General features: G+C 73.1%; 23 protein-coding genes and 1 pseudogene. 11 read left to right on the top strand and 13 right to left on the bottom strand.

The annotated features are described in order from the left end of the window. Window positions 1–7: 7 nt before the first annotated feature. The 6 genes from ACZ5XZ_RS04245 to ACZ5XZ_RS04220 all read right to left on the bottom strand — a co-directional run bounded on the left by ACZ5XZ_RS04245 (window position 8) and on the right by ACZ5XZ_RS04220 (window position 9,087). Entirely contained in the window at window positions 8–1,183 is a 1,176-nt protein-coding gene (locus tag ACZ5XZ_RS04245) for an FxsB family cyclophane-forming radical SAM/SPASM peptide maturase (protein ID WP_468974462.1), read from the bottom strand. Between the two features lie 200 nt (window positions 1,184–1,383). Further along, window positions 1,384–1,602: a YxD-tail cyclophane-containing RiPP peptide gene (locus ACZ5XZ_RS04240; protein ID WP_468974460.1), complete on the bottom strand. Its 219-nt coding sequence runs from the start codon at window positions 1,600–1,602 to the stop codon at window positions 1,384–1,386. A 108-nt stretch (window positions 1,603–1,710) separates the two neighbouring features. Further along, entirely contained in the window at window positions 1,711–5,076 is a 3,366-nt protein-coding gene (locus ACZ5XZ_RS04235; RefSeq protein WP_468974458.1) for an SAV_2336 N-terminal domain-related protein, read from the bottom strand. A 5-nt stretch (window positions 5,077–5,081) separates the two neighbouring features. Then, window positions 5,082–6,128: an AAA family ATPase gene (locus tag ACZ5XZ_RS04230; protein ID WP_468974456.1), complete on the bottom strand. Its 1,047-nt coding sequence runs from the start codon at window positions 6,126–6,128 to the stop codon at window positions 5,082–5,084. Between the two features lie 377 nt (window positions 6,129–6,505). After that, window positions 6,506–8,668, bottom strand: a complete 2,163-nt coding sequence (locus ACZ5XZ_RS04225) for a VMAP-C domain-containing protein (RefSeq protein WP_468974454.1) — start codon at window positions 8,666–8,668, stop codon at window positions 6,506–6,508. After that, the gene (locus ACZ5XZ_RS04220; RefSeq protein ID WP_468974452.1) at window positions 8,668–9,087 is read right to left on the bottom strand and encodes a CU044_2847 family protein; all 420 of its coding nucleotides are present in this window, start codon (window positions 9,085–9,087) and stop codon (window positions 8,668–8,670) included. Before ACZ5XZ_RS04220 ends, ACZ5XZ_RS04225 begins: the two co-directional genes overlap by 1 nt. 153 nt (window positions 9,088–9,240) lie before the next feature. Between ACZ5XZ_RS04220 and ACZ5XZ_RS04215 the strand changes: the two genes are divergently transcribed. From ACZ5XZ_RS04215 to ACZ5XZ_RS04195, 5 genes are all read left to right on the top strand, one after another. Then, window positions 9,241–9,420 carry a DUF6104 family protein gene (locus ACZ5XZ_RS04215; RefSeq protein ID WP_384434017.1) on the top strand — a complete coding sequence of 60 codons (180 nt, stop codon included), beginning with the start codon at window positions 9,241–9,243 and terminating at the stop codon, window positions 9,418–9,420. 199 nt (window positions 9,421–9,619) lie between these two features. Then, complete coding sequence (locus tag ACZ5XZ_RS04210) at window positions 9,620–10,495, top strand: DUF4097 family beta strand repeat-containing protein (protein WP_468974450.1); 876 nt, start codon at window positions 9,620–9,622, stop codon at window positions 10,493–10,495. 1 nt (window position 10,496) lies between these two features. Then, window positions 10,497–11,645 carry a PadR family transcriptional regulator gene (locus ACZ5XZ_RS04205; protein ID WP_468974448.1) on the top strand — a complete coding sequence of 383 codons (1,149 nt, stop codon included), beginning with the start codon at window positions 10,497–10,499 and terminating at the stop codon, window positions 11,643–11,645. Window positions 11,646–12,019: 374 nt separating this feature from the next. Beyond that, window positions 12,020–12,901 carry an SCO6745 family protein gene (locus ACZ5XZ_RS04200; protein WP_468974446.1) on the top strand — a complete coding sequence of 294 codons (882 nt, stop codon included), beginning with the start codon at window positions 12,020–12,022 and terminating at the stop codon, window positions 12,899–12,901. 284 nt (window positions 12,902–13,185) lie between these two features. Next, a complete protein-coding gene (locus tag ACZ5XZ_RS04195; protein ID WP_468974444.1) occupies window positions 13,186–13,386 on the top strand; it encodes a hypothetical protein in 201 nt (66 codons plus the stop codon). Between the two features lie 64 nt (window positions 13,387–13,450). Here ACZ5XZ_RS04195 and ACZ5XZ_RS04190 read toward each other — a convergent pair whose 3' ends face one another. The 3 genes from ACZ5XZ_RS04190 to ACZ5XZ_RS04180 all read right to left on the bottom strand — a co-directional run bounded on the left by ACZ5XZ_RS04190 (window position 13,451) and on the right by ACZ5XZ_RS04180 (window position 16,463). Beyond that, entirely contained in the window at window positions 13,451–14,074 is a 624-nt protein-coding gene (locus tag ACZ5XZ_RS04190; protein ID WP_468974442.1) for a HutD/Ves family protein, read from the bottom strand. A 3-nt stretch (window positions 14,075–14,077) separates the two neighbouring features. Next, the gene (locus ACZ5XZ_RS04185; RefSeq protein WP_384434002.1) at window positions 14,078–15,040 is read right to left on the bottom strand and encodes a zinc-binding dehydrogenase; all 963 of its coding nucleotides are present in this window, start codon (window positions 15,038–15,040) and stop codon (window positions 14,078–14,080) included. Between the two features lie 193 nt (window positions 15,041–15,233). Continuing rightward, entirely contained in the window at window positions 15,234–16,463 is a 1,230-nt protein-coding gene (locus ACZ5XZ_RS04180) for an NAD(P)-dependent malic enzyme (protein ID WP_384434000.1), read from the bottom strand. Between the two features lie 540 nt (window positions 16,464–17,003). Here ACZ5XZ_RS04180 and ACZ5XZ_RS04175 point away from each other — a divergent pair. The 3 genes from ACZ5XZ_RS04175 to ACZ5XZ_RS04165 are packed head-to-tail and all read left to right on the top strand — an operon-like array spanning window position 17,004 to window position 19,783. Beyond that, window positions 17,004–17,978, top strand: a complete 975-nt coding sequence (locus tag ACZ5XZ_RS04175) for an ABC transporter substrate-binding protein (RefSeq protein WP_468974439.1) — start codon at window positions 17,004–17,006, stop codon at window positions 17,976–17,978. A gap of 60 nt (window positions 17,979–18,038) precedes the next feature. Then, a complete protein-coding gene (locus ACZ5XZ_RS04170) occupies window positions 18,039–18,983 on the top strand; it encodes an amino acid ABC transporter permease (RefSeq protein WP_468974435.1) in 945 nt (314 codons plus the stop codon). Between the two features lie 47 nt (window positions 18,984–19,030). Then, window positions 19,031–19,783, top strand: coding sequence for an amino acid ABC transporter ATP-binding protein (locus ACZ5XZ_RS04165; protein ID WP_468974902.1), 753 nt, complete (start codon window positions 19,031–19,033; stop codon window positions 19,781–19,783). A gap of 111 nt (window positions 19,784–19,894) precedes the next feature. Here the strand turns inward: ACZ5XZ_RS04165 and ACZ5XZ_RS04160 are convergent, their stop codons facing one another. Continuing rightward, window positions 19,895–20,656, bottom strand: a complete 762-nt coding sequence (locus tag ACZ5XZ_RS04160) for a class I SAM-dependent methyltransferase (RefSeq protein ID WP_468974432.1) — start codon at window positions 20,654–20,656, stop codon at window positions 19,895–19,897. Window positions 20,657–20,750: 94 nt separating this feature from the next. Here ACZ5XZ_RS04160 and ACZ5XZ_RS04155 point away from each other — a divergent pair, with 94 nt between their 5' ends. Further along, a complete protein-coding gene (locus tag ACZ5XZ_RS04155; RefSeq protein ID WP_468974430.1) occupies window positions 20,751–21,380 on the top strand; it encodes a CGNR zinc finger domain-containing protein in 630 nt (209 codons plus the stop codon). On the opposite strand, the gene sodX is transcribed toward ACZ5XZ_RS04155, so the two are convergent. After that, window positions 21,284–21,754 (bottom strand): nickel-type superoxide dismutase maturation protease, encoded by a 471-nt coding sequence (gene sodX / locus ACZ5XZ_RS04150; RefSeq protein WP_468974901.1) that lies wholly within the window; start codon window positions 21,752–21,754, stop codon window positions 21,284–21,286. The two genes, ACZ5XZ_RS04155 and sodX, sit on opposite strands and share 97 nt — an antisense overlap. A 156-nt stretch (window positions 21,755–21,910) precedes the next feature. Between sodX and sodN the strand changes: the two genes are divergently transcribed. Further along, complete coding sequence (gene sodN / locus ACZ5XZ_RS04145; protein WP_030085982.1) at window positions 21,911–22,306, top strand: superoxide dismutase, Ni; 396 nt, start codon at window positions 21,911–21,913, stop codon at window positions 22,304–22,306. 240 nt (window positions 22,307–22,546) lie between these two features. On the opposite strand, the pseudogene ACZ5XZ_RS04140 reads toward sodN, so the two are convergent. Continuing rightward, a pseudogene (locus tag ACZ5XZ_RS04140) lies at window positions 22,547–22,771 on the bottom strand (sigma factor-like helix-turn-helix DNA-binding protein); the annotation flags it as partial. Window positions 22,772–23,052: 281 nt separating this feature from the next. After that, window positions 23,053–24,012 carry a LysR family transcriptional regulator gene (locus tag ACZ5XZ_RS04135; protein WP_468974427.1) on the bottom strand — a complete coding sequence of 320 codons (960 nt, stop codon included), beginning with the start codon at window positions 24,010–24,012 and terminating at the stop codon, window positions 23,053–23,055. Between the two features lie 232 nt (window positions 24,013–24,244). Between ACZ5XZ_RS04135 and snpA the strand changes: the two genes are divergently transcribed. After that, window positions 24,245–24,910: a snapalysin gene (gene snpA / locus ACZ5XZ_RS04130; protein WP_468974425.1), complete on the top strand. Its 666-nt coding sequence runs from the start codon at window positions 24,245–24,247 to the stop codon at window positions 24,908–24,910. Window positions 24,911–25,055 lie beyond the last annotated feature (145 nt).

Here is a 25,055-nt window from a genome sequence, read left to right as displayed (position 1 = left end):
CAGTGCGTCAGGTCATGTCCTTGGCAGGCCAGTTGGGTGAAACGGCGGCGTCCAGGCGGACGGCGACATGCCGGATCAGGCGTTCCAGGTCGGCGCAGTAGACGGACGGGTTGGCGAATCCGCCGGCCTCCGCGCGATAGCGGTGGGCGTAGTTGCCGCCGCCGCACACCTCGACCAGGGCGCAGGCCCGGCACTGGGTGGCGAGCCCGTCCCGGCCGCGCTGGCGGGCGGCCATGCCGGGGTGTGCCAGGGCCTGGTCGAAGGTGTGGTGGAAGACGTCGAGGCCGGTCGCGGCGGCGCCCTCGTAGGTGGACTTGAGCGAGTCGACCTGTTCGATGGCGCCGTCGGTGTCGACCACCAGGGCGACGACCGGTGAGAGGCCGACCGCCTCGCTGGAGCTGGGGCGGCCCAGGAGCAGGCCCAGGATCTCGGTGAACACCCGCACCCGGGGGCCGGGCCCGCCGTCCCACCACAGGTCGAAGACCGCGCACAGCCAGTCGCCGTACGGGGTGCGGCCGGCGGGGCCCAGGGGGGCCGGCGGAGGGCTGGACCAGTTGGCGTGCGGCAGCAGGAAGTCGAGCGTCGGCGGGTCCAGTGCCCGCAGCGAGCCGTAGACCTCGGCCGGGTCGGCGGTGACGTCGATGGTGCACAGGATGCCGGCGAAGACGTCGGGCCGGTCGTGGAGCAGCCGTACGGCCCGGGAGGCCGCGGGCCAGGAGGGCCGTCCGGCGTGGTCGAGGCGGCGGCGGTTGAGGCCGGGGGTGCCGCCGTCGAGGCTGAGGCCGATCCGGATGCCCGCGGTGCCGAGCGCCTCGATCGTGTTCCGGGTGAGCAGTGTGCCGTTGGTCTGCACGCCGAACTCGGCGGTGCAGCCGGCGGGCAGCGCGGCGCGGAGGGCGGCGGCCTGGGCCAGGAGCGGGCCGGGGCCGGTGAGCAGCGGCTCCCCGCCGTGCAGGTCGATGCGCACCTCGCGCAGCCGGTGGGTGCGGGCGTGCTCGGCGATGCGCAGGGCGGTCTGCCGGACGGTGGCGTCGGCGACGGTCCGCGGGCGCTCGCGCCAGCTGTGGTCGGGGCCGGTGTAGAGGTAGCAGTAGGTGCAGGCGAGGTTGCAGCGGCTGTGGACCTTCAGTACGAACTGCCGGAAGGGCACGGCAGCACTACGGCCGGTCTGCTCCCCCGCCACGGCGTCGCCCCCTGCCCCGTCGGCCTTCGTCGAGGTACGGTCGGCGGCTTCCGATCGCCTGCTTCCGCCCGTTGTCTGGTTACTTGGCTCCGCGATCGATCGAGGAACCGAAATGCCCCGACAACTGGCCGGTTTCCTTGCGCGTTTGCCCAAAAACCACCTCCCCCACGGCTGAACGGTGCCGGGATTCCCCCCGCCCGTCACCGCAGGAGTGCGCCCGGTCCGTCCTCGTAATAGGCCACGGCGTCCTTGCCCGTGGGCCAGTTGCGCAGCAGCAGCGCCGCCACCTCTCCCAGCACCGCGTGGTCCGTCCGGGCCGCCAGGGCGCCCACATCGATCCCGGAGAAATCCGGCAGCGGCGCGGCCGACGGCCCGAACGGGGCGGCCGCAGCCGGTTCGGTGCGGGGGGTAGTCGCCACGCTGCTCTCCTCTGGCCTGCTGGACGGTGGTGTTCCCGAACTGCTGTCCACAGAAACACGTCGGGCGGTGGACGGCCAGACGGCCGGCCGGGATGCGCCATCGGGCGCTCAGGCCGGGTCGGCGAGGGCGCGCATCCGGGCGCGGGTGCGCTGGGCCTCGGGGCCGGTGGACTCGGCGGCGCGCTGCCACTGCTCCCAGCTCTCGCGGTAGGCGTGCAGCGCGGAGCGGGGGCCCGCGGTGACCTCCAGGACCTCGCCGCGGCGGTGGTGGGCGCGGGCGGCCAGCAGGGCGCTGCCGGCCCGGCCGGCGGCCGCGGCGGCGCGGCGGTAGCAGGCGGCGGCCCGGTCGTGCCGGTCCCGGGAGTCGAAGCGGCGGTCCAACAGCAGCTGGACATCGCCCACTTCGAGCCAGGCCTCGGCGCAGACGGCGTCCGGCACGTCCGCGCCCCGGGCGGCCAGCTCCAGGATCCAGTCGGCCTCGTGCAGATCGGCGAGCGAGGGCTGGCGTTCGTGGCGCAGCCGCAGGGCGCGGCCGAACAGCAGCCGGTGGTTGCCGAGGTCGGGGTCCTGTGGCGCGACTCGGGCCAGCGCCTCGCGCAGCACATGGACCGCCTCGTTGGCCAGCCGCTTGCCGGGCTCGTCGGCGGGCTCCAGCCGGGCGCGCAGCAGCAGCGCCGCGCCGCGTTCGGCGAGCAGCGCACTGCGCTCGGGCGAATCGGGGGCGGTCAGACGCAGCGCGGCCGCCAGCGCGGCGATCGCGGCGTCCAGGGCGGCCGGCGCTCCGGTACGGGTGTGGACGGCACGCTGGGCGGCGGCCGTCCGGCGCAGGCTGTCGGCCTCCAGGGCCTCGTCGCCCAGTGCGTGGGCCATCTCGCGGGCGCGTTCGAGAGTGGGCAGCACGGACGGCAGGCCCGCGCGGCCGTTCATCTGGCGGGCCGCCGCCAGGTCGAGCAGGGTCTCGCAGACCAGTCGGTCGGCTCCGTCGCCGCGGCGGCGGAGCAGGACGGTGGCGGTGTCGAGGTCGTCGGCGGCGCGGACCGCGAGCGCGTCGGCGGGGCGTGCCCCGTCGGGGTCGTCGGCGGCCCGGCGGGCCTGGTCGAGCAGCACCCCGCCGCGGGCGGCGTAGACCTCGCCGGGGACCTGCTCGCCGCTGGGCCACTGGTCCAGCAGCGTGGTCAGGGAGCGTTCCGCCGTATCGAGGGGGTCGTCGGGCGCGGGCTCCGCCTCGTCCACCGTGGTGCCGGGGACCTCGGGCAGGGCGGCCAGGCGGCGCAGGACTTCGGTGCGCAGCACCATGCTCTCCAGAACGCGGGGATCGAGCAGGCTCATCAGCCCGCTGGCGGTGTGCAGACGGTGGGCGGCGTCGGTGAGCGCGGCGCGTTCGCCGACCGGGTCACCGGCCAGGCGGCGTTCCCGGGCGCGGGCGTGGGCGACCCGGCCGAGGACGATCAGCGCCCGGGTGCGCTCGGCCTCCCCGGCGTCGCCGTCGCCCGCCCCTTCCGCCGCCCGGGCGGCCCGCTCGGCCTCCTCCAGGGCGTCCGGCTGGCGCCACTTCGCCCAGGCGTGCAGCAGGGCGCGGGCGAGGTCGGTGCCGGCCTGCGGCCGGCGTTCGGCGGCGGCGCGCAGCAGGCGGACGGCCTCGACCAGATCGCGGACGGCGCGGTCGTGTTCGTAGCGCTCCAGGAGGGCGGCGCCTTGTGCGGCCGGGCCGTCGGGGACGTACGGCCGCCGGTCGGGCGGGCGCAGCGCGGGTTCGAAGCGGCGCAGTACGCGTTCGGAGACCCGGGCGAAGGGTTCGGGCACGGCGCGCTGGCCGGTCTCCGGCTCGCGGCCGCTGCCGGAGAGCATGGCGACCGCGACGGCCGGGAAGTTGCGGGCGCTGCGGCCGAAAGTGCGCTCGATGTAGAGCGAGCAGTGCTTGAGGACCAGGGCGGCCTCGCCCGCGCTGAGCCGGCCGAGCAACTCGTCTCGTACGCCGGGCACGAAGTCGTACCACGGGCCGCCGGCGGCCTGCTCCCCCGAGGGCAGCTGCTCCGGCGCGAGTTGCGTCACCAGGCCGCTGAGCAGCACCTCCGCCAGCTCCGCCGGCCCGGTCTGCGGCAGCATCGCGCGCTGGACGAGCTGGATGACCGGTAGCGCGAGCGGTACCGCCGAGAGGTGGACGGCCAGCAGCCGGGCGGCCGGCGAGGCCTGCCGCTCGAACTCGCCGACCATACGGGAGGGTGCGCCCCGCTCGGGCGCCGGCGGCGATCCGGCCGGGGGCTCGACGCCGTGGTCGGCACGGACGACACAGGCCGCGCCGCGCAGCGACAGACCGGCGTCGGCGGCGGCGAGCCGGGCCCAGGAGCCGAGGGCTGAGGGGGTGGCGGAAAGGACGGGGACGGCGCGTTCGCGGGGCGCCGCGGACGGTGCGCCCGGTGCGGCGGCGGGCCGCCGGCGCCGTCGGGCGGGGGTGAAGTCGAGGGCCTGGTAGGGGCCTTGGCGGCGGACGAGGGTCCCGGCGACGGCGGGCAGCAGCGTGCGCGCCCACATCCGCTGGGGCAGCGGCTGGACGACGGCGAGCGGGGCGTCGGCCGCCCAGCGGTAGAGCAGCCGCTGCATCCGGCCGTCGCGCCACAGGGGGCCGGCGCAGTCGCTGATGACGAGGGTGAGGTGGTGGCCGGTGGGGTCGTGCAACTGGTCGGCGGGGCGCAGCCGCCGGCCGGGGCCGGCGGCCGCGGCGACGCCCACGTCCGGGCCGTGCGGGTGCAGGTAGTGCACCGTGACGTCCCGGAAGGCGCCCACCCGCTCACAGACCTGGCGCAGGTCGTGCAGCATCTGCTCCCAGACGGCCATCGAGGAGGAGCCGTCCATCAGCAGCCGCAGGGCGGCCGTGCGGCGGTGCACCCCGCGCAGCACCGGGATGATCATTTCGGCGTGGGCGGAGAGCTCGGCGGTGGCGGGCTCGTCCAGCCTGCTGCGCAGGGGGGCGGCCGGCGGGCGGTAGCGCTGGACGGGCCGCAGTGCGCGCTGGAGGGGCAGCAGCCCGGGGAACGCGGAGGCGATCGGGACGGCGACCTCGCCCAGGCGCTGGCGGTCGGGGTCCGGCGGACTGCCCCACTGCCTCAGGGACGTGGGTGGTTCCCCGGTGTCCTGAGGCGGCCGCAGCTCCGCGACGCGCTGCCGGGCGGCTTCCTGGCCCGCGTCCCCGGTCGGCACCGCGAGCCCGTCCGCCGGCGACGGCGCGCCGTCCGCCGCGCGGGGCGCCGATCCGGCCGGTCCCACCCGGAAAGTGGCCGGATCTGTGCGGTCGGGGTGGTCCGTGCGGTCGGCGCCGGCATCGGTCCGACCTTCGGCCGACGCCTCGTCCGGAGTGATCCACTGGGCGAGCCAGAGCGCGTCGGCCATCTGACGGGCATCGGCGGGCAGCCCCGCCGCGGTCAGCCGGGCGACGAGCTCGTCGAGGGGACCTGGGCCGGGCTCCCCGAGGGGCACCGCACTCACCTCGTCCGATCGAGAGGCCGCATCAGCTCCGCCGTCAGGCGCCGTCGGGTCTCCTCCTCGTCCTGGTCCGTCCAGCCGGCCTGCTGTGTGAGGTGGATGGCGTTGAAGAGCTGGTCGACGGCGCGGACGTCGCCGGGCTCGCGGTCCAGGAAGCGGTCGATCACCGCTTCGTAGCGCTCGGCGGCGCCCTCGCCGAAGTGGGCCCGCACCATGGCGGCGAGCCGCTCCTTGTCGGGGACCGGGATGTGGAGGTGGATGCAGCGGCGCAACAGGGGTGCGGGGAAGTCCCGTTCGCCGTTGCTGGTGAGGACGATGAACGGGAAGGCGCGGCAGCGCACCCGCCCGTCGCGCACCGTGACCCGCGCGCCGTCGTCGCTGAGCACCGGCACCTCGGGGGCGGAGCCGGCCAGCCGCTCCAGCTCCGGGATCCTGAACTCCCCTTCCTCCAGGACGTTCAGGAGGTCGTTGGGCAGATCGATATCGCTCTTGTCGAGCTCGTCGACGAGCAGGACGCGGGGCCGGTCGGCGGGCAGCAGGGCCGTGCCCAGCGGGCCGAGGCGGATATAGCGGCCGATGCCGCCGCCGGGTTCGTCCTCGGCGGCGACCGACGACGCCTCCGGCTCGGCCAGGGTCTGTCGGGCTATCTGGAGGTCCTGCAGGCGGCCGATGGCATCGTAGTCGTACAGGCCGTCGCGGAGCGTGCTGCGGCTGACGACCGGCCAGCTGAGCACCCGGCCGAGGCCGAGTTCATAGGCGACCGAATGGGCCAGGGTGCTCTTGCCGCTGCCCGGCGCGCCGGTCACCAGCAGCGGCCTGCGCAGATAGAGCGCGGCGTTGACCAGCTCGCGCTCGGTCTCGCCGGGGCGGTGGTGGCTGGCTTCCCGATGCTGTACGCCCAGCCTGCGCTCGGAGGCGGGATCGAGGGCCGCGGGCGGCGCCACCGGAGGGCCGCCGTCGAAATCGCGCCAGGGGGGTGGCGGCGGAAGGTGCTCAATTCCGTCGTGCGGTGCCCCCGCCCCACGGTAGATGAGCCAGTCGCTCACGTCGGAACTCCTCGTCGCCGGCCCGGCATCGGTCAGGAGCGAGGGTCAGGGAGGACCACCGGAGACGTCGGCATCCGCCCCGGCCTTGCCCCGCGTCCGCCACGCACACTCACGCCATCACGTCTTCACGAACAAGTCTTCCACGACGCTATGACAGTACCCATCCGTACGGAAGCGCACGGGGCGGTTTCCGGTCTCACGCTGGTGCGTCGGGGGGCGCCAAGTGCCACGTACAGGGCGGGACTTGCGGCCGCCGCCGCCAACGGGCCGAGGCGTGGCGACGCGAGCGGGGGCGGCTGGGGGCGGGCGCCCGGCGCGTGCGCAGCGCACGCGCCGCACGGAGCTTCGCGGCGCGGCCCGGGGCGGCCGGCATCGGCTCATCGCGGCGACGTCTGGGGCCGGTCGGTGAACAGCTGCGGTATCGGGTCCTCCGGATCGTCGTAGAGGAGCACCAGGTCGCGGGCCCAGTGCGCGCCCCCCTCCGCGGCCTCCGCGGCCTTCGCGCGCAGCTGCCTGACGAGCTCGGGGAGGCGGGCCACACCGCCCGACCCCTGGAGCAACTCCCGCACCCCGCGGTGGAATTCCTCGCAGGAGGCGTCGCACCCCCGCTCCTGCCCGTGGCCGCGGGCCGGCCACAGCCCGGCCGGGAAGCCGGTGTCCAGGGCGGCGCCGACCGCGTCCCGCCCGACCCCGTCGGCGACCGTGTGGCACAGCGCGGGCAGCGCACCGTCGTCCGCGGTCTCCAGCAGCCGCCAGACCGCCTCGGTGGAGCCGGCGCCGGGGCGCGCGCCGGCGGCCGTGGGCGGCGGGACGCGCAGTGCCCGCAGTTCGGGGGCGGCGGTGATGCCCTGCCAGCGGCGCAGCCAGGCCGGGTCGACCTGCTCGCGCCGCCCCTGGTCGCGCAGGATGACCGCGCGCCCGGGGCCGACCGGCCGCAGCCGGGCGCTGCGCCGGGTGGAGGCGGCGACCTCCCACTGGCCGACGGCGGTGTGCCAGCGCCCCTCGGGGACGGCGACCTCCAGGCGTACGCGGGCGCCCGGTCCGGCGTCGCCGTCGGCGCGCAGCAGCCGCCCGCCGAGCCGGCGCAGCACCTGTTCCCGGGCCTGCTCGAAGGGCACTCCGCCGGCCGACTCCTGCACGTCCACGCGCAGCCACTGACCCTGGCCGTAGCCCTCGCTGACCGACCAGTTGTACAGCTCGTGGCCGCCCTCGCCGTAGAAGAGCGGCTCGAACTCGACGAGTACGGAGCGCGGGCGGCGGCGCACCGGCCCGATCCGCCTGCGGTCCTGCGGCTGCAGTACCACCGCCTTGGCCTGGACGAACTCCGCGAGCCTGGCCGCCTCTTCGCGCACCGCGGCGGCCTGCTCTCCCGGCACCTCGCGCACCTCGTCGGCGGCAAGCTGGGCCACGATCCGCAGATAGTGCACGAAGGCGCGCAGCTCCGTGTACGGGTCGCTGCCCTGGTAGAGCGCGCCGTGGCCGTCCCGCCAGGTACGCAGCGACCAGGCGCCGGGCCGCTCGCCGCGCTCCAGGACCTCGCCGACCGCGGCCTCCACGACCAGCGGGTCGCGCGGTGCGGGCAGCCGGGCGAGCAGGTCCAGCGCCTGCAGCCGCTCCTGCACGCCCCACAGCCGGCCGCGGCCCGCCATGATCGCGTGCTGGGCGTCGAACCAGGTGGGCCCGGCGGCGGCCCGGCCGAGGTCCTGGCCGGCCCAGTGCCAGCGGTCGTGCAGGCCCATCAGCGCGTGGTACGGGTCGGGGCCCAGCCCCTCGGCGCCCGGGGCCAGATGCTCGGGGCCCAGCCCGCGCAGGGCGGTGACCGGCACCGCGAGCCCGACGTGGTCGTGCTGGTGGCGGCCCTTGACGATGCCGACCACCTCGCCGCGGTCGCAGTCGAGCAGCGGCCCGCCGGAGGCCCCCGGGGTGACCCGGACGTCGCTGCCGAACTGCAGGCCGCGGGCGTCACGGGCGCCGAAGCGGACGGCGATGAAGGTGTCCACGGGGCCGGCGGCGGGCGCGCCCTGGGGGCCGGCCGCCCCGTCGGCGCCGGGCCCGCCGGCACAGTCGCGTACTACGCGTTCGCCGGTCCGGTCCGGGGCCGGCTGCTCGTGCCCGCGGAAGATGTACGCGTCCTCCAGGAGCGTCGCCGGCTGATCGCTCAACCAGGCGCAGGGGTGCTCCGCCTCCCCCTCCAGGAGCCGGACCAGGGCGAGGTCGGCGCGGGGCGCGGCGGGCCCGGCCGCCGGGTCGGGCCGGCTCATGTCGTACACCAGGCGCGCGGGCGACACCCGGCCGCCGAACGCGACGCCGAAGATCCCGTCCGGCCCCGTCTCGCGGCGCCGGCCGTCGCCGGCCGCGAGCACATGGGCGCAGGTCAGCACCCATCCCGGCGCGATCAGCACACCGCTGCCCCACAGCCGGGCCGCGCTCGCGCCGGGTGCGGCACGCAGCCCGACGGTGGTGCGTGCGGCGTGGTCGAGGAGCTGGGCGTAGCGGGCACGGTCACCGCGGCCGCCGGCCGGCGGCTCGGGGGTCGCCATCAGCGGCCCGAATCGTCCGGCTCCCGGCGGTCGGCCGCCTGCGTTCGGTGCCGCCGCCGCGGTGACGGCGCCCCGCCGTCGTGCCGCCAGGTGAGGGTGACGGAGAGATTGGTCTTGGCCTCGCCGTCCGCGAGCAGGGCGACGGCCTTGCCGGGCTTGGCCGACAGCTCCACGCCGAAGGTCACGCTGGTCTCGTCCGGTGCGACCCGCTCGGCGGCCTGGCGGACGCTGCTCGCGACCCCGCCGATCACCTCGCGCAGTCCCTCGACCCGGGCGCCGAGCGCGTCCCAGGCGCCGACGTCCTCGAAATCCTCGTCCGCGTCCTCCCCGCCGTCGAGCCCGGGACCGTCCAGCCGGGAGACCCGGGCCCAGACCTCCGTGCCATCGGGCAGTTCGATGCGCTGTGCGCGATCTTGCATCACGGCCTCCTGCTCCCCCTGGACGGCAATTCCCCAATTGCCGCAGGACCGTTGACAGGTGATCAGGCTAGCCCTCGGTCGCCTGTGGCGCGAGAGGCCCGTGGGCCTGCCTATCCTGGCCGGGAATGTCCCATGACCCCTGGTGGAGAGCGCGTGTATTTCACTGACCGTGGCATCGAGGAGCTGGAGAACCGGCGCGGCGAGGAGGAGGTCACCCTCGGCTGGGTGGCCGAGCAGCTGCGCACGTTCGTCGATCTCAACCCGGACTTCGAGGTGCCGGTGGAGCGGCTGGCCACCTGGCTGGCACGGCTGGACGACGAAGAGGACGAGTAGGGCGAGTAGGGCGAGTAGGACAAGTAGCCGACGGGAGGGCCGCGCGGGGCCGCACCCAAGGGCGACCCCCAAGGGACGCGACGCGTCATATCGGGGTGACGTCAGGGTCGGCACTGCTTGACTTCGGCAAGCCGCGATATATCGTGTCTGGTGAGGACGCGATATGTTGCGTTGCACGGCTATCCAGGGGAGGCCAGGAATGTCAGCCCGGACCGAGTGGTCGCAGAATCCGATGCAGGTGGCCGAACCACGCACACTGGAGATCGCCGAGCCCCTCGACGCGCTCAACGTGCGCGTGGTCGGCGGCGCGGTCAATGTGGTCGGCACCTCCGACGGCAGCCCCGCCCGCCTGGAGGTCAGCGAGCTGCACGGCCCGCCGCTGACCGTCTCCTACCGCGACGGCACCCTGACCATCGCGTACGAGGACCTCCCCTGGAAGGGCTTTTTGAAGTTCCTGGAGCGCAAGGGGTGGAACCGCCGTGCGGTGGTGTCGGTGACGGTGCCGTCCGGCACCCGCGTCGAGGTCGGGGTGGTCGGCGCCGACGCGGTGGTCTCCGGCATCTCGGCGCGTACGGACGTGCGCGGCGTCTCCGGCCACAGCACGCTCGTCGGGCTCTCCGGCGAGGTGCGGGCCGACACCGTCTCCGGCAAGGTCGAGGTGCAGTCGCTCACCGGCGATCTGCGGTTCAACTCCGTCTCGGGCGATCTGACGGTCATCGACGGCGCGGGCGGCGGGGTGCACGCCGACTCCGTCAGCGGCGACATGGTCCTCGACCTGGATCCCGTCAAGGGCGCCGACATCCATCTGACGACGGTCTCCGGCGAGGTCGCCATCCGGCTGCCCGACCCGGCCGACGCCAGGGTGGAGGCGAACACCACGTCGGGCACGGTCTCCAACGCCTTCGACGATCTGCGGGTCAGCGGCCAGTGGGGCGCGAAGAAGATCACCGGCTCGCTGGGCGAGGGCACCGGCACGCTCAAGGTCACCACCATCTCCGGTGGTCTGGCCCTGCTGCGCCGCCCCGCCTTCGAGGACTCCCCCACCGACCCGCCCGCAACGAAGGAGGCGCGCTGACATGCCCCCCGTCTTCGCCCATGGCCGCCTCCGGCTCTACCTCCTCAAGCTCCTCGACGAGGCACCCCGGCACGGCTACGAGATCATCCGCCTGCTGGAGGAGCGCTTCCAGGGCCTGTACGCCCCCTCCGCCGGCACGGTCTACCCCCGGCTGGCCAAGCTGGAGGCCGAGGGCCTGGTGACGCATGCGACCGAGGGCGGCCGCAAGGTCTACTCGATCACCGACGCCGGCCGGGCCGAGCTCGCCGACCGCGGTGGCGAGCTGGCCGATCTGGAGCTGGAGATCAGGGAGTCGGTCGCGGCGCTCGCCTCGGACATCCGCGAGGACGTGAGCGGTTCGGCGCGGGATCTGCGCCGCGAGGTCCGGGCGGCCGCCCAGCAGGCCCGTGCCCAGGCCGGCGCGGCCGGGAAGGCCGGGCGCAACGGCGGCGGGAAGAAGGGCTCCGCGGACGGCGGCGCCGGCCGGCCGTTCCCGGAGGCCGCCGACTACTTCGACGGCGTGTTCGGCGACAAGGAGGCCTGGCGGCAGGCGAAGGAGGAGTTCCGGCGCGCCAAGGAGGAGTGGAAGGAGCAGGCGCGGCGGGCCAAGGAGGAGAGCAAGCGGGCCAAGCAGGACGCCCAGCGGGCACGTAAGCAGGCCAGGGACGCGCAGGTGTTCGCGCGCGAGGAGGTCCAGCGGGTCATCCGGCGCGTACAGGACCAGGCCCAGGAGGCGGTGCGGTCCGGCGACTGGCCGGGCGCGGTGCGCGAGGCGCTGGCCGAGGTGTCCCGCGAGGTCGGCCGCTTCACCGGCGACCGGTCCGGTGAGCACGCCGGCTCCGGGCCCGGTGGCGGCGCGGACGAGACGGCCCGGGTGACGGTCGAGCGCGTCGACCTGGCCAAGGAGCCCGGCGGGCGGGCCCCGTCCGCCGAGGCACCGCCGGCCCCGGAATGGGCGAAGGAGCCGACCAGCGGCGACCCGGCCCGCGACTTCGACCGGCTGCTGGACCGCTTCCGCGACGATCTGCGCGACGCGGCGCGCGATCACGGCGTCACGGCCGAGCAGCTCGGGGAGTCCCGCCGGCGGCTGGGCACGGCCGCCGCGCACATCGGCGCGCTGCTGCGCCATCCCGAGCAGTACGCGTCGCCCCGTAGGGACCCGGACGCGTAGGGCCGGACGGCCGGCGCGGGCCGGCCGGGCCCGCGCCCCCGGCCCCCGTAGGCCCCCGGCTCTCACAGGCCGGGTGCCGGTGACGCTGCGCGCAGGGGGCGCCCGTACGGCACCGCCCGGCCCTGTCCCACCCGCCCCGACGGGCGGCCGAAACCCACTCCGCCCCCAACGAACCCCCAACTACACAGAGTTGTCATCTTCGGGCTGGATTCACGCGGCGTAATCGGGGAAGGCAGTATTTCGCACGGCTTTTCGTCCGGCACCGGGTTCCAGGGAGCCCCAGCTGCCCGATTCCGCGGACCGACGGCCGTGTTCCGGACTACGACCCCCTCTCCCTGTCTGCGCACGCATCGTGAAGGCCATGAGGTGAAGCGATGTCGGAATACCACGCGGTCGCCCGCCGGATGTGGCACCAGCTGGAGCCACTGCACGCCGCGCTGTACTTCGCCCCCGAGGCCCGCCAGGTCGCCGCCGACCTCGGCTACGACGTCGGCTCCCGCTGGCCGAGCTACTTCGCCTGGCGTTGCGCTCCGTTGGGCGCGGCCGGTCCCGAGCTGGTGGCCGCGACGTTCTACACCTTCAGCCCACGCATGATCGCGCGGTATGTCCCGCAGATCTGGACCGTCGCGGAGCCGGCCAAGGTGCTCGACGCCCGGCTGCTGGCCGTGGACCGGGCGCTGACCGCCCTCATCGGCCGCCGGCTGAGCGGCGCACAGCTCGCCGAGGCGGCCCGGCTCGCGCGCCAGGCCGCCGAGAACGCCGGCCCGGCCGCCCGGCCGCTGGCCGCCGCCAACCTCGACCTGCCCTGGCCGGACGCCCCCCATCTCACGCTCTGGCAGGCCGCGACGGTACTGCGCGAACACCGCGGCGACGGCCATCTGGCGGCGCTGCTGACCTTCGGGCTCGATCCGTGCGAGGCGCTGGTGTCGTTCGCCGCGATCGGTGCCGCGCCGGCTTCGGACTTCGCCGGGCGCGGCTGGAGCGGCCAGGAGTGGAGCGAGGCCCGCCGTCGCCTCGCCGCCCGCGGCTGGATCGGCCCGGACGGCGGCGCCACCGAGCGCGCCCGCGAGGAACGCCAGGTGATCGAGCGGATGACGGACCGTCTGGCGGCCGGCCCCTGGCGGGCGCTGGGCCACTCCCGTGCCGAGCGGCTGGCGCAGCTGCTCAACCCCGTGCTCGGCGCGATCTTCGAGGCGGGCTACCTGCCGCGGCACAACACCCTGGGCATCGGCGCGCTGAAGGTGGCCTACCCGTAGGCCCCGGCCCGGCTCCCTCGGTGGCCGCCCCGGGAAGCCAGGGCCTGTTCCGACGGGTCATGGCCGGGCCCGCCGGGCGCCCAACTCGGCCTGCGGGCAGGGCCACTGGGGCACGCCCCGGGCTCGGACGGCTCGCCGGGAGCGCCCCGGAACGCCTCGACGGGCCACGGGCCAGCGGTTTCTGACGCCGTATGACACCGTATGCAGTATCCGGACGTGCGGGGCGCACGGATGCGGGGTGCGATCGAGACGTACCCGCGAGCCCCACCCGATGGGAGATCATCATGCGTGTCCGTACCCTCGCCGTGGCAGTGGCCCTGGCCGGCGTGGCCGTTCTGGGCGGTGCCCCCCTCGCCGCCGCCGACGGCGAAGCCCGCGACCCCTTCAGCGCCATCCGGGGGCACCAGTCCCCGCCGGCCGAGACGACGTGCCTGGCCGACATCTCCATCCTCGTCGACCCCGGGGTCCTTCGCTGCGCCCAGTGAGAGATGCCGCCGCCCCGGCCCCGCATCGGGCGCCCGGGGCGGCGTCCGCTTTCAGGGCACCGCCTCAGGGCGCCCCTTCGCCACCGGACAGCGAGATCACCGCCGCCACACCGTCCGTCCGCAGCTCGACCGGCATCTGAGTGCCCGTCAGCGGCGCGGTCAGCAGGGCGGCGTCGAAGCGCTCCAGCGTCGCCGCGGGGTCGGTGCGCAGCTCGGTGCGCCCCTCCAGCGCGACCACCATGACGGCGTGAGGGCCACCGGCGCCGTGGTCCGGCGGCCGGCCCGGTGCGGGCGCCCGGCTTCCGCGGACCATCTCCACCGTCGCCGCCGCGCGCCCGTCCCGGAGCATCACATTGAGGTTGACGACCGGGCCGGACAGCAGCCGGCAGTCGGTGTCGGCCCCGCCGGGGAAGGAGAACGGGCGGTAGCGGCCCGGGAGGTGGTGGGGGGTGCCGTCCACCGTCAGCTCCAGCCCGGCGCCGTCGACGACGGTCAGGATCCGCCGGACGCCGGGCAGCGGTGAGTACGGGCCGTCCCGGGTGACGTCGGCCAGGCTGACGCGCCAGGCGAAGGTGTCCCAGCCGGCGCCGGGCGGGTGGGCGGCGACCTCGCGGGTCACCCCGCCGCCGTTGCTCCACGGCGCGGCGCGGCGCCCCCGCGCCCGCAGGATCCGCACGTCGGTCGGCAACCGTCAGACCGTCAGCACGATCTTGCCGAACAGGTCGCCCTGGGCCATCTTCGCGAAGCCCTCGCGCGCCCGGTCCAGCGGCAGCGTCGAGTCGATGACCGGACGGATGCCCTTGGCGGCGCAGAAGCTGAGCAGCCCGGCCAGCTCCTCCTTGGTGCCCATCGTGGAGCCGACGACCTTCAGCTCCAGGAAGAAGATCCGGTTGAGCTCCCCGCTCTTGGGGGTGAAACCGCTGGTGGCGCCCGAGATGACCAGGGTGCCTCCGGGCCTGAGCGACTTGACGGAGTGCGACCAGGTGGCCGCGCCGACGGTCTCGATCACCGCGTCCACCCGCTGCGGCAGCCGCTCCCCGCTGGCGTACACCGCCTCGGCGCCCAGCTCCAGTGCGCGCTTGCGCTTGGTCTCGTCCCGGCTGGTGGCGAAGACCCGAAGGCCCGCGGCGGCACCGAGCACGATGGCCGCGGTCGCGACACCGCCGCCGGCGCCCTGCACCAGGACGCTGTCCCCGGGCCGTACGCCCCCGTTGGTGAACAGCATCCGGTACGCGGTCAGCCAGGCGGTCGGCAGGCAGGCGGCCTCCGCGAAGGACAGCTCCTTCGGCTTGGGCAGGACGTTCCAGGCGGGGACGGTGACCCGCTCGGCGAAGGTGCCCTGGTAGCGCTCGGTGAGGATGGAGGGCTTCTCCTTGGGGCCGACGCCGTGTCCGGTCTGGCCGATGACGGAGTGCAGGACGACCTCGTTGCCGTCCTCGTCGATCCCGGCGGCGTCGCAGCCGAGGATCATCGGCAGCGACTCCTCGCTGATGCCGACCCCGCGCAACGACCACAGGTCGTGGTGGTTGAGGGAGGCGGCCTTGACGTTGACGGTCGTCCAGCCGGGGCGTACGTCGGGGGCCGGGCGCTCCCCCAATTCGAGGCCGTTCAGCGGCTGGTCACGGTCGATGCGGGCGGCATAGGCGGCAAACATGATCCCAACGTAGGCCGCGGCCGCGCGCTGCGGTACCACGTACGGGTGTGACACGCACCGCGCCGTTCCGGCCGCGGACCCCCGCCCCGGCCGGGACGCGGGCGCCGCCGTCACGCCGGCGCCACCACCGCGACGGGCCGGGCCCGCACCCTCTCAGGTGCGGGCCCGGCCCGTTGGCGTACGACGGAAGCGCTCAGCGGCGCGCCACGCCCTCGGCCCGGGCCGCGGCCGCGACGGCGGCGGTGACGGCCGGGGCGACCCGCTCGTCGAACGGCGAGGGGATGACCCGGTCGGCGCTGAGTTCGTCGGCGACGACGGCGGCCAGCGCCTCGGCGGCGGCGAGCTTCATGCCCTCGGTGATCCGCGAGGCTCGCACCTGCATGGCGCCGGCGAAGATGCCGGGGAAGGCCAGCACGTTGTTGATCTGGTTGGGGAAGTCGCTGCGCCCGGTGGCGACCACGGCCGCGTACTTGTGCGCGACGTCGGGGTGGATCTCCGGGGTGGGGTTGGCCATCGCGAAGATCAGCGAGTTCTTCGCCATCTTCGCCACCGCCTCCTCGGGCACCGTGCCGCCGGAGACCCCGATGAAGACATCGGCGCCGTCCAGCGCCTGCTCCAGCGAACCGGTCAGCTGCGCCTTGTTGGTGAAGCCGGCCACCTCGCGCTTGACGTCCGTGAGGTCGCCGCGGTCCGTGGAGACCACGCCCTTGCGGTCGCAGACCGCGACATCGCCGATGCCCGCCTCGATGAGGATCTTGGCGATGGCGACACCGGCCGCGCCGGCGCCGGAGATGACCGCCCGCAGCTGGCCGAGCGAGCGGTCGGTGAGCTTGGCGGCGTTGCGCAGCGCGGCCAGCGTGACCACGGCCGTGCCGTGCTGGTCGTCGTGGAAGACCGGGATGTCCAGCGCCTCCTGGAGGCGGCGCTCGATCTCGAAGCACCGGGGCGCCGAGATGTCCTCCAGGTTGACGCCGCCGAAGGACGGCGCGAGCCGGACGACGGTCTCCACGATCTCGTCGGTGTCGGTGGTGGCGAGCGCGATCGGCACCGCGTCCACACCGCCGAACTGCTTGAAGAGGATGGCCTTGCCCTCCATCACGGGGAGGGAGGCCTCCGGGCCGATGTCGCCCAGGCCCAGCACCGCGGTGCCGTCCGTGACGACGGCGACGACCTGGGACTTCCATGTGTAGTCGTGCACGAGCTCGGGCTGCTCGGCGATGGCGCTGCACACCTTGGCGACGCCCGGCGTGTACGCGAGGGACAGGTCGTCCTTGTCGCGGACCGGCACGGTCGCCTGGATGGCCATCTTGCCGCCGCGATGCAGCGCGAAGGCGGGATCGAAGGTTCCGTCGGGCGCCGTGCCCGTGCCTTCGTCCGCGCCCGTATTTCCGTCGCTGCGAGGATTGACGATCTCCGCTGCCACTTGTCTTACCCCTTTATTCGTAAATCTGCTGAGGGTGGCCACTCCCTGGTTGAGGAGTGGGCGGGCACCGCGTCCGCGCCCTGTGGGGGCGGATGGCCGCCCCGCAGGGGGAGGTACGGACGCCGGGCGCGCCGCACACGCGCCCTGAGCCCCGGATGAGGGGTGTAACGAACATTTCTACCGGACGGGCGCGGGCCTCGACGAGTCAGATTCATTACCCTCGGGTTCAAGGTTCCGACAATAACGGCGAAGTGCCGCAGAACGGCCGAAGTACTCTCGCCCCGCTGTCCGGAATCCGAGACGTCCGGAGTGCGCCGAACGTCCCTCGCACCCTGTTGGAGACGGCTTCCCCTTGCGACACAAGGGCGCCACCTTCCCTTCCCCGTCCGTTATCCGATTTTGACCTGAACGGCAGTCCGAATACCGGAGTCCGGATGGCAGGATTCCGTCACCAACCGAGGTCGCGACGCTCGAAGGGTGTCCCCGACCCTTCTGTCACGTCTCCGCCACGTCGGCTTCTCCATCCGCAGGAGGAACAGCATGACCGCAAGCACCACCCGTCGCAGGGCCGCCGGCAGGTCGCGTACAGCCGTGGCCGCCGCGGCGGCGGTCACCGCCTCGCTGATGCTCCTCAGCGCCTGCGGCGACCAGACGGATGCGGCCATCGCCAAACGAGAGGCGCAGAAGAACCGCAACGTCCACGCGCCGCTGTTCAAGCTGCTGCCCAAGGACGTGCAGGAGATCGGCCTGCTCCAGGTCGGCTCCGACATCACGTACAAGCCGGTGGAGTTCCGTACGAACGGCAAGGTCACCGGCATCGACCCGGACCTCGCGGCGGCGATGGAGAAGGCCCTGGGCGTCAAGCTCAACTTCAACAACGCCACCTTCGACACCCTCATGGGCGGCCTGAAGTCCCAGCGCTACGACATCGCGATGTCGGCGATGACGGACACCAAGGAGCGCCAGGAGGGCATCGACAGCAACACCGGCAAGAAGATCGGCCAGGGCGTCGACTTCATCGACTACCTCAACGTCGGCGTCTCGCTCTACACCCAGAAGGGCGAGACCAAGGGCATCGACGGCTGGGAAACGCTGTGCGGCAAGAAGCTCGCGGTACAGCGCGGCACCGTCTCGCACGACCTGGCCAAGGACAAGTCGAAGGCCTGCGAGAAGAACGACGAGGAGCCGATCGCCATCGAGGCGTTCGACAACGACTCCGAGGCCCAGACCCGGCTGCGCACCGGCGGTGTGGACGCCGTCTCCAGCGACTACCCGGTCGCGGCGTACGCGGTGAAGGTCTCCGGGGGCGGCAAGGACTTCCAGATGGTCGGCGGCGCCCCGCTCAAGGCGGCCCCGTACGGCATCGCGGTCCCCAAGGGCCAGGAGAAGCTGCGCGACGCCCTCAGGGCCGCGGTGGAACTCACGATCAAGAACGGCTCCTACGCCAAGGTCCTGGACAAGTGGGACGTCAAGGACGCGGCGGTCAAGGAAGTGAAGATCAACAGCGGCACCTGAGCCGCCGGCAGCCGTCCCGTCCCCTCCGGCCACCCCGCCGAACGCTGAAAGGCAACATCCGTGTCAGTTGACGTCGACAAGTCGGCCCAGCCGCCGGCGGACGCTCCGCCGCCCCAGCCCGAGCCCATCAAAGCCATCCCGGTCCGCCATTACGGCCGCTGGGTCGCGGCGATCGTCGTCATCGGAGTGCTCGCCCTGCTCGTGCGGGCCTTCGCCTCCGGGAACGTCAACTGGGGCGCCATCCCGGAGTACATGTTCAACGCGGACATCCTCAAGGGCCTGCGCAACACCCTGCTGATCACCGTGCTCTCGATGGTCATCGGCATCGTGCTCGGCGTGATCCTGGCCGTGATGCGCCAGTCCAAGAACCCGGTGACCTCGACCGTCTCGTGGTTCTACATCTGGTTCTTCCGCGGTACGCCGGTCTACGTCCAGCTGTTCCTGTGGTTCAACCTCGGCCTGGTCTTCCAGTACATCGACATCATGCCGATCTACAAGGACGAGTGGTCGGACTTCATGACCCCGTTCCTGTGCGCGCTGCTGGGCCTCGGCCTGAACGAGGCGGCGTACATGGCGGAGATCTGCCGGGCCGGTCTGAACGCCGTCGACGAGGGCCAGACCGAGGCGGCGCACGCGCTGGGCATGAGCCACGGCAAGACGCTGCGCCGGATCATCGTGCCGCAGGCGATGCGGGTGATCGTGCCGCCGACCGGCAACGAGGTCATCAACATGCTCAAGACCTCGTCGCTGGTGATCGCGGTCCAGTACTACGACCTGCTCCAGGCCGCCCAGAACGTCGGCCGGGACTCCGGTGTGGTGGTCGAGATGCTGATCCTCGCCGCCGCCTGGTACCTGATCGCCACTACGGTGCTGAGCATCGGGCAGTACTACCTTGAGCGCTACTACGCCCGCGGCTCCAGCCGCCAGCTCCCGCCCACTCCGCTCCAGCGCGCCAAGGCGAAGCTGGCCGGCGGCTTCAACCGCTCCGCCGGAGGTGTCGGATGACCAGCAAGACCACCACGAGCAAGACCGGGGGCACCAGCGGCGGCCCCATGGTCCTGGCCGAGGGCGTCCACAAGTCCTACGGCGCGGCCCACATCCTCAAGGGCATCGACCTGGAGGTCGCGCCCCGGGAGGTCTTCTGCCTGATCGGCCCGTCCGGCTCCGGCAAGTCGACGTTCCTGCGCTGCATCAACCACCTGGAGAAGGTCAACGCCGGCCGGCTGTCCGTCGACGGCGAGCTGGTCGGCTACCGCGAGCACCACGGCAAGCTCTACGAGCTGCGCGACCGCGAGGTCGCCGCCCGCCGCCGCGACATCGGCATGGTCTTCCAGCGCTTCAACCTCTTCCCGCACATGACCGCGGTGGAGAACATCATGGAGGCGCCGATCCAGGTCAAGGGCGAGTCCAAGGCGACCGCCCGCGAGCGCGCGACCAAGCTGCTGGACCGCGTCGGCCTGGCCGACAAGGCGGGGAACTACCCCTCGCAGCTCTCCGGCGGCCAGCAGCAGCGCGTCGCCATCGCCCGTGCGCTGGCGATGGAGCCCAAGCTGATGCTCTTCGACGAGCCGACCTCGGCCCTCGATCCGGAGCTGGTCGGTGACGTCCTGGACGTCATGAAGGACCTGGCGGCGGACGGCATGACGATGGTCGTCGTGACCCATGAGATGGGCTTCGCCCGCGAGGTCGGCGACTCGCTGGTCTTCATGGACGACGGAGTGGTGGTCGAATCCGGCCACCCGCGCGAGGTGCTCGGCAACCCGCAGCACGAGCGGACGAAGTCGTTCCTGTCGAAGGTGCTGTAGTCGACGGTCCTGTAGCGGGTCTCGCACCGGTGCCCGCCGGCGCGGCGGAAGTCTTCGCCGCGACGGCGGGCACCGCTGTTCCCCGGCCCGCCGCGTCAGCGTCCCGCCGGGCTACTTCAGGCCCAGGACCAGGGCGTCCGTGGGCGAGGCCCACACCGCCCGGGCCTCCTCGAAGCCCGACTCGCGCAGCACCTGGGCGTGCCAGGCCACCGACGGCGTGTCCCCGTCCGCGTGCTCGCCGTAGAGAGCGAAGCGCTCGGCGGTCGGCTCGGCCAGCCGCGGGTCGGCGGCGGCCAGCTGCCACCACTCGCCCCAGTCGACCGCGCCGGCCGCCTTCGCCGCGTCCATCCGCGCGTGGCGGAAGGCCCGCTCGGCGGCGTTGATCCGCGGCGTGGACTCCTCCGGCATGTGGTCGGCGTTCATGAACACCCCGCCGTCCCGGACGAGCCTGCCGAGCTGCCCGTACAGCCCGCGCAGGTCCTCGGTGTGCAGCCAGTGCAGCGCGGTGGCGGTCAGTACCGCGTCGTAGGTGTTGTGCGGCAGCTTCGCGGTCCAGTGCGGGTCCTTCAGATCGGCTCGTACGAAGCGGACCCGGGGATCGTCCTCGAAGTACCCTTCCGCGATGGCCAGCAGCGCGGGATCCAGATCGACGCCCACACTCTCGGCCTTCGGGAACCGCTTCAGCAGCCGGTCGGAGATACTGCCCGTACCGCACGCCAGGTCCAGGACCCGGGGCTCGGGGCCCACCAGCGCCTCGACCATGTCCAGCATCACCCGGAACCGCTCCTCGCGATCGGGGAGGTACCACTCCTGCTGGCGGTCCCAACTGTTCTGCCATGCCTGCCAATCGGCGCCGGCGACGGTCTCGGTCATCGCTTCCCCTCCAGGCCGTAATACCCTCGTAGTATCAACGCCCATTACAACGAGCGAGTATCCGCACCCTAACCCCCGCCCGTAAGGACCACAAGTGGAACTGGCCTATTACTCGGACTACGCCGTGCGACTGGTCAACAGCGAGCAGCCCGAGCGCGGCGGCGACAGCCTCACCTCGGTGGAGGCCGTACGCGAGCTCTTCGGCCCGGCCCAGCAGTCCGCCCGGCGCGCGACCGACAGCGACGTCACCCGGCTGCGCACGGTCCGCGCCCGGCTGCGCGCCGTCTTCGAGGCCGCCGACGCCGGCGACGAGGTCCTGGCCGTGGACCTGCTCAACGCCCTGATGATGGAGTTCCCGGTCAGCCCGCAGATCTCCGGCCACGAGTACCGGGACGACGACGGGCGCCCCAAGTGGCACATGCACATCGCCGACCACGCGGCCAACGCCACGGCCGGCTTCACCGCGACCGCCTGCATGGGCCTGGCCTTCCACCTCACCGAGCTGGGCGTGGACCGGCTCGGCATCTGCGAGGCGCGGCCCTGCCGCAACGTCTACGTGGACACCTCGACCAACCGCTCGCGGCGCTACTGCTCCGACCGCTGCGCCACCCGCGCCAACGTCGCCGCCTACCGCGCCCGCAAGCGCCTGGAGAGCGAACGCTCGGCCCTTACGGGACGGACCGCCGACGCCGCCCAGGACAGCACTCCGGCGACGGACCGCTGAATCCCCCGCGGCGAGCGGAGGCGCACCCAGGCGCGGGCGACGACCAGTTCGTCCGGGACCGCACCGAATTCCCGGCTGTCGTTCTCGACGAACGGATTGTCCCCCTGGACCCACCAGCCGCCGTCGCACCGCCGCACGGCGCGCTTGACGATCAGCAGATCCTGCCGGAACGGGTGCCGCAGCACGACCACGTCACCGGGCCGCACCGCCGCGCCGTACTGCACCACCAACTGGTCACCGGGCAGCAGCGACGGCACCATTGACGGGTTGTAGACCTCGGCCAGGCCGAACGCCCGCAGCAGTCCGCCCCGCTCGTGCCCCGGCTCCGCGCCCTCGCCCTGCTCCGGGCCACGCTCGTGCACCCGCTCCGGCATCCCGTACCTCCCGGTCCGACCGCTCACCGGTCCATCCTCCATCAGTCCCAGCGTGACACTGGACTTTTGCCCTAAGACCCCCGGGCCACCCGCGAAAAGCCTTCCCGTACCGAGTAATCTCGCACCTGAGAAGACGATCACGAGGAAGGACTGAACATGCTTTCCCGCCTGTTCGCCCCCAAGGTCAAGGTCAGCGCCCACTGCGACCTGCCCTGCGGCGTGTACGACCCGGCCCAGGCCCGCATCGAGGCCGAGTCGGTCAAGGCCGTCCAGGAGAAGTACCAGGCCAACGAGGACGCGGACTTCCGCACCCGCGCCGTCCTGATCAAGGAGCAGCGCGCGGAGCTGGCCAAGCACCACGTCTCGGTGCTGTGGAGCGACTACTTCAAGCCCCCGCACTTCGAGAAGTACCCGGAGCTGCACCAGCTGGTCAACGACACCCTCAAGGCGCTCAGCGCCGCCAAGGGTTCCAACGACCCGGCCACCGGCCAGAAGGCGCTGGACTACATCGCCCAGATCGACAAGATCTTCTGGGAGACCAAGAAGGCCTGATCTTTGGCCAGGCCGTTTGACCTGCGGTTTCGCGGGTCACATCGCCTTCCTGTCCGCACCCGGTCCGTAAGCCGCCGAACACGGCGTCCCTGACGGACCGGGTGCGGTCTTCTTTGCCCGGCCGCAGGCGCGCATAGCTCCGTGGCGAGGGAGTCTTCCCCGCGTTGACCTGTGCGGGTACGGCCCTTGCGGGGTGACGGAGCCGGGCCAGGTGCGCGTCCACTCTCCGGCTCGTCAGTCGTCGAGGGGCAGAGCCGTTCCCCGCACGCGGTGGCGGGCGCGGTCGACGAGGTGGCGGGCCGCGGCGGGGCTGCCGCCGACGAGGGGGGCGATCGCGTCGAACGGCAAGGAGAACAGGTCGTGCAGGACGAAGGCGAGGCGCTCGGCCGGGGTGAGGGTCTCCAGGGACGCGAGGAGGGCCAGGCCGACGGAGTCCGCCAGCCTGGCCTGTCGCTCGGGGCCGGTGCATTCGGTGTCGTGTTCGTCCATCGGTCGCCTTCCTCCGTCACCTCGTGTCGGAGCAATGACTCGCGAAGCCGTGCCGATGTGACGGACGGGCTGGGTGCCTGGGGCTGATGCTCCGGCCCGGCATCCGCTATCCCGCCGGCACCGACCTGGCCCCCTGCACCGCGGTGCTCGCCTGGTCGGCCGAGCGCCCCCGCAGCGCTGCCCTCGGCTCGCTCCAGACGCTGCTGCGCGACTACGCCGGCACCGTCGACCGCAGGTGGAACCCGCTCCGACAAGCGCTAAGTCGCCACCGGCAGCGGCCCGTCATGGCGTACGAGCCAGGCACGATAGGCCTCGCTCGCCCAGGCGATCTCCATGTACGAGGCGGTCAGGTCGGCGAACAGGTCGTCCTGGGAGGCGGCCGGGGTGCCGTCCTGGCGGCAGGCCATGAAGAGGCGGACGGCCAGCGGGTCGCCGTACAGCGGGCGGATGGCCATGCCGTGCCGGGAGCGGGCGGTCGGCTGGCAGGGGGTGACCACCTCCCCGGCCGTGACCAGGTCGACGGCGGTGAGGTAGTCGCCGTGGACGACCCGGGGGTTGACGCCGGCCGCGGTCCAGATGCGCCGCAGGCCGGCCCATTCGCCGTCCACGGTCGGGTCCACCATCCACTGGTCGTCGGCGAGGTCCGCGACCCGGACGATCTCCTTGGCGGCGGCCGGGTGGGAGTCCGCCAGCGCGATGAACTGCGGTTCCCTGGCGATGAGTTCGTGCTCGACCAGGCCGTCGGGGATCCGCAGCGGCACGCCCTCGACCTCGTGCACGAAGGCGGCGTCGAGCTGCCCCATGGCGACCATGTGCAGCAGGGCATTGGCGGACACATCGGTACGTATCGTCGTGTCCGTCTCCGGCAGCCGCACCCGCAGCCGGCGCAGCCAGCCGGCGACCGCGGGGCTGTTGGTGCTGCCGATGTGCAGCCGGGCGCCCTGTTCGCGGTGGGAGGCCGAGGCGACCTCGTCGACAAGGGCTCGCATTTCGGCCACTATCGGTCTCGCCCGGCACAGCACCGAATGCCCCAGCGGCGTCGGCCGACTGCCGGTCGACTCGCGGAAGAAGAGCTGGCCACCCAGGGCCTTTTCGATGCGGTGGAGCTGGGTCGTCAAGGATGGCTGGGTCATGCCCAGCTGCCGTGCCGCCTTGCGTACGCTGCCTGAGTCGGCGATGGCGCACAGCGCGCGAAGATGCCTTACCTCGAGCTCCACGTCGGGAGCATAACGACCACGGCATCCGTCACACCAGACTCTCAAACCCGCCGGAACGCGCCTTTTTTCCCAAGGCGCTTGGCAGGGGTATAGAGCGGTGCTATCGCCACCTAACATCTCCGTCTTCCGGGTGAACTCCGTCCAGACTCAACGGCACCAAGAAATCCGCAGGGCCCCGGTCGCCGCCCCACACGGCGACCGTACGGCCCTCGGAAATTAAGGAGCCCCCCACATGAGATCTCCTAAGACGGCGCTGTCGGCGGCGCTCGGTCTGGGCCTCGCCGCCACGCTCGCGATCGCCGCGCCGGTGTCGGCATCCTCCCCCTCCCCCGCCAAGTCCGCCCGCAGCACCGCCGCTTCGATCGCGGCGTACAACGGGTCGGCGGCGGAGAAGGCCGACACCAAGGCGTTCTTCGAGGCCGTGATGAAGTCGGCCAGGGCCAAGATGAAGGCCAACCCGCACGCGGCCTCGGTCACCGTGACCTACGACGCCAGCGCGGCGCCGACGTTCAAGGGCCAGATAGCCGAGAGCGCGTCGATCTGGAACAGCGCCGTGAAGAACGTGCAGCTGCAGGAAGGCAGCGGCGGCGACTTCCAGTACCGCGAGGGCAACGACCCGCGCGGTTCGTACGCCAGCACCGACGGCCACGGCAAGGGCTTCGTCTTCCTGGACTACCAGCAGAACCAGGAGTACAACTCCACCCGCGTCGCCGCGCACGAGACCGGCCATGTGCTGGGTCTGCCGGACCACTACGAGGGTCCGTGCAGCGAGCTGATGTCCGGTGGCGGCCCCGGCACGTCCTGCCAGAACAGCCAGCCGGACGACAACGAACGCGCCAAGGTGGAGCAGCTGTGGGCCAACGGCCTGGCGGGCGTCCACTTCGGCAAGGCGTCCTGACCCGGCGCCCGGCCTGAGACGCACCACACCTTCCGCACCAAGAAGCACGTTCGCGCACCACGAGTTCGGCGGTGGTCCGCGGTCCGGACCGTAGTGACGGTGGGCGGTCCGGCCCCCGGCCTGGGGCTGACGAGTACCGGAACCT

Source organism: Streptomyces sp. NPDC033270, assembly GCF_055576575.1.
This window is presented reverse-complemented; position numbering and strand designations above follow the sequence as displayed.

Excerpts from the sequence above, each read along its gene's own strand:
- ACZ5XZ_RS04225 (WP_468974454.1), bottom strand. The coding sequence starts at position 8,668 with ATGGCGACCCCCGAGCCGCCGGCCGGCGGCCGCGGTGACCGTGCCCGC.
- ACZ5XZ_RS04220 (WP_468974452.1), bottom strand. The coding sequence starts at position 9,087 with ATGCAAGATCGCGCACAGCGCATCGAACTGCCCGATGGCACGGAGGTC.
- ACZ5XZ_RS04210 (WP_468974450.1), top strand. The coding sequence starts at position 9,620 with ATGTCAGCCCGGACCGAGTGGTCGCAGAATCCGATGCAGGTGGCCGAA.
- ACZ5XZ_RS04205 (WP_468974448.1), top strand. The coding sequence starts at position 10,497 with ATGCCCCCCGTCTTCGCCCATGGCCGCCTCCGGCTCTACCTCCTCAAG.
- ACZ5XZ_RS04200 (WP_468974446.1), top strand. The coding sequence starts at position 12,020 with ATGTCGGAATACCACGCGGTCGCCCGCCGGATGTGGCACCAGCTGGAG.
- ACZ5XZ_RS04195 (WP_468974444.1), top strand. The coding sequence starts at position 13,186 with ATGCGTGTCCGTACCCTCGCCGTGGCAGTGGCCCTGGCCGGCGTGGCC.
- ACZ5XZ_RS04185 (WP_384434002.1), bottom strand. The coding sequence starts at position 15,040 with ATGTTTGCCGCCTATGCCGCCCGCATCGACCGTGACCAGCCGCTGAAC.
- ACZ5XZ_RS04175 (WP_468974439.1), top strand. The coding sequence starts at position 17,004 with ATGACCGCAAGCACCACCCGTCGCAGGGCCGCCGGCAGGTCGCGTACA.
- ACZ5XZ_RS04165 (WP_468974902.1), top strand. The coding sequence starts at position 19,031 with ATGGTCCTGGCCGAGGGCGTCCACAAGTCCTACGGCGCGGCCCACATC.
- ACZ5XZ_RS04160 (WP_468974432.1), bottom strand. The coding sequence starts at position 20,656 with ATGACCGAGACCGTCGCCGGCGCCGATTGGCAGGCATGGCAGAACAGT.
- sodX (WP_468974901.1), bottom strand. The coding sequence starts at position 21,754 with ATGCCGGAGCGGGTGCACGAGCGTGGCCCGGAGCAGGGCGAGGGCGCG.
- sodN (WP_030085982.1), top strand. The coding sequence starts at position 21,911 with ATGCTTTCCCGCCTGTTCGCCCCCAAGGTCAAGGTCAGCGCCCACTGC.
- snpA (WP_468974425.1), top strand. The coding sequence starts at position 24,245 with ATGAGATCTCCTAAGACGGCGCTGTCGGCGGCGCTCGGTCTGGGCCTC.